Source organism: Haemophilus sp. HMSC61B11 (assembly GCF_001838615.1).
Classification (GTDB): Bacteria; Pseudomonadota; Gammaproteobacteria; order Enterobacterales; family Pasteurellaceae; genus Haemophilus_D; species Haemophilus_D parainfluenzae_AD.
Map to the genome: position 1 here is coordinate 1 of NZ_KV837955.1, position 2,969 is coordinate 2,969.

Annotated in this window: 3 protein-coding genes and 1 pseudogene; 1 reads left to right on the plus strand and 3 read right to left on the minus strand. The window is 35.6% G+C overall.

What is annotated here, in order from left to right; genetic code table 11:
- Window positions 1-336: 336 nt before the first annotated feature.
- Window positions 337-477, plus strand: a pseudogene (gene purT / locus HMPREF3263_RS10825) (phosphoribosylglycinamide formyltransferase 2); the annotation flags it as partial.
- Window positions 478-676: 199 nt separating this feature from the next.
- Here purT and HMPREF3263_RS00955 read toward each other — a convergent pair.
- From HMPREF3263_RS00955 to HMPREF3263_RS00965, 3 genes are all read right to left on the minus strand, one after another.
- Window positions 677-1,138 (minus strand): hypothetical protein, encoded by a 462-nt coding sequence (locus tag HMPREF3263_RS00955; RefSeq protein ID WP_065242618.1) that lies wholly within the window; start codon window positions 1,136-1,138, stop codon window positions 677-679.
- Between the two features lie 31 nt (window positions 1,139-1,169).
- A complete protein-coding gene (locus HMPREF3263_RS00960) occupies window positions 1,170-1,619 on the minus strand; it encodes a hypothetical protein (RefSeq protein ID WP_065242617.1) in 450 nt (149 codons plus the stop codon).
- Between the two features lie 2 nt (window positions 1,620-1,621).
- Window positions 1,622-2,969: VENN motif pre-toxin domain-containing protein (locus tag HMPREF3263_RS00965; protein WP_070852828.1), on the minus strand; the 1,348-nt coding region annotated here is incomplete at its 5' end.

Below are 2,969 nucleotides of genomic sequence, written 5' to 3' on the forward strand. Positions count from 1 at the left end.
TTCGCTTTCGCTTCTTCGCCAAATTTATTAGCAAGCAAACTTCCTGCTTCCGCAACATTTGGTCCAAATTTCTCTGTCACCTCACGTTGGAAATCAAGTTCTTTTTGAACATCATCTTTATTAAAACGGTTCTCTAATTTGCCACTTTGGCTTTGTGCACTCTCTGTAGTGATATCTGTTTTTATCGCAGCAATTTCATCTTGTACCGTTTTACCTGTACGTTTTAATTGCTCAGCTTCATCTTTAATAATAATATTTTGTGTATTAATACCACTTTTTGTTGTGCTAGATTGGCTATCTTAATCTTTACTATACACCAATTCAGGGTTTAGGTTTAATAGTAATATTCGTATTTTCGGCAAAGGCGAAGTCAATGGCCATCGCCGTTTAGGTGTGTTACTCGCTCGTGATATTTCTGTGGAAAAAGCATTGGAAAAAGTAGAACGAGCTTACGCGAAGTTGGATGTGAAATTATAAGGTTTACTTAACATAGGCATCTTTGAAAATACAAAAAGTGCGGTCAGTTTTTGAGAAGTTTTAAAATTCTTTGAAAATTGACCGCGCTTTATATTAAACACCTTAAATCTGGAGTTTTTAAATAGTTTAAAAGCTAGAGATAACCTAATATTAAAAACTTAAATGATTAAATATACTTCTAACCCCATATATTTCTATTCTAATATGTAGGTAATTGATATATCACTCTCTCAACAGTACCTTTAGGATATCTAATTTCACTAAAAGAATCTCCATTATCTACACTATAAAATAAGCGCTCAGTATCCCCTGAATATGCCATACATAAATAAAGTGTATTTATATTTTCATAACCACCCAGCTCTGTTGTATCAATTAGAAAAACATTAGGTAATTCTCCATTATGCCATTTCATGGCATTAAATTCAGTTTCACCAAAGTCTTCATTTGTACAACCGCCATAATAGTATTTATTAATAAATGAGTCTTTTAAATTAAAAAATACTGTACCTAAGGTATAATTATCATAAGAATCATTATTTTCAGGATATAACCTGTCACCTATTCTTATTTTAATATTACCGTACACATAATCATCAATTGAAAAACTCTCATTCCAATAAACTCCAAAATCCTTTTTATTACTTTCAATTGACCTCATTACTTATCCCAAAATTATTAGAATCAATTAGTCAAATTAAACCGATAATGCTATGATAAAAATCAATTACATCTTTTGTTTTTACTATCCATTCAGATATCTTAAAACCATCTTCATTAAAGATCTCTCGCTTATTTACATATTCATTAATTTTAGATGTATCAAACTCTGGAAAATCATCTACAAATATTATCTTATTTTGAACATAAGAAATTTCCCCATCATAATAAATAATCCATGCAGAAATAAAATTTAAAGATTCTGGCTCATGCATAGATGTAATAAGTACTGAATGTTTCTTTTTTTCTATCCCATCAGCTATAGATTTAGCCCAGCTATTTTTATATTCTTCAATACCCCAATAGTCTATTGGAATATGTAATTCTTCTACATATTCACCTAAAGAGATCGAAGCCAAAATATGCATCCCATATCCATTGTCAAAAGATGTATCTTTATCTTTAAAGAAAATACCAAACATTATTAATCCTTAATTCTATTTAAGTCCTTGTCATAAGTACCAAGTCTATTTCCTCTTCGGTCAAAAATTTTCCAACCATCGGAAACATTATGACCATCAACATCTGGTGTAATATAATTTTTGCCATTCCAATAAACATCTTGTCCATGGGAATTAAATGGCGCTTTTTGAGGAGGGATCCTATGTCCGTATCCAAGTTTTTCTGCTGCTTTGTCAACAGTTCTATCTCTCGCAAATAACGCATTATCCTTCCAGTCCCCAACCTGACTTTCACCTCCGACTAGAATATGATTATCTTTATCATTATTGAGTATCTGATTTCCGCCTGTATTTGTTGGCAAATTATAATCTGCTGGATACTCAATACCTCCTGTATGATTAACAAAGATTCTTGGATCAACTACAGGTTTACCACCATATGTTGTAGTCACTAAACTTGGATCGACTGGCATATATCCGCCATCTGCATTCGGAACCCAAACCTTATCACCGAAAAGCTCTTTATTATTAACAAAACCACCATCTGTCAAGATTTGCTCATTTATATAAGAAACCTGTTCCTTTGTTAATTTGGACATAGCCTCAGGATCTCTCATCGCAGCAGCCACAATAGCAACTTCTTTTTCATTAGGCGATAAACCTATACCAATTGAAACACCCGCTATCCCTGAAAGGGCTTGCAAACAAGTTCTTGAACAAACAAGTGTAAAACCCTCAGCAGCTAAAGCAGCAAAATTATTATTCTCTACCGCATCTTTCGCTGTCTTAGCTGCAATAATCGCCCCATCAGAGCTATCTGATAAACTCCCACCGGCAATACCTGCCGCCACTTGGCTTAAAGAAGATACCGTACGTTTTTCTTCTTCGCTGAGCTTTTCAGGTGATTTATCATAAAGTGTCGAGGCGAGGAAATGAGCTGCAGCCTCACCACCTGCAGCACCAGCCGCACCCGCAGCAACATTACGATTGCCCGCATAAGCCTCTACCGCGCCCCAAAGTGCATGAGCAGTCAAATTGAGAGCAGTATTCACATTGCCTTTTGCATCTGTTGTCGCTTTCTTAATTTGATTATTCACCGCAGGCGATAATCCTGAAGCCACCACTTCTGCTGCCGGTCTGCCGGCTAAAGCGGTGCTGATAACATTTAATGCCGAATCAATGATAAGACGTTGGCTTCCACCCGTTTCCCATTCTTTGGCTTCGCGACTCGCTGTCTCAAAATTATCTCGTGCTTGTTTAACTAAAGTGCGGTTCGTTTCGTTGTTGTTTTCTGCCTTGGCTTTTTCTGCTTCTTCTAATGCAATTGCGGCTTCATGACGCTTCGCTTTCGCTTCTTCGCCAAATTTATTA

Excerpts from the sequence above, each read along its gene's own strand:
- HMPREF3263_RS00955 (WP_065242618.1), bottom strand. The coding sequence starts at position 1,138 with ATGAGGTCAATTGAAAGTAATAAAAAGGATTTTGGAGTTTATTGGAAT.
- HMPREF3263_RS00960 (WP_065242617.1), bottom strand. The coding sequence starts at position 1,619 with ATGTTTGGTATTTTCTTTAAAGATAAAGATACATCTTTTGACAATGGA.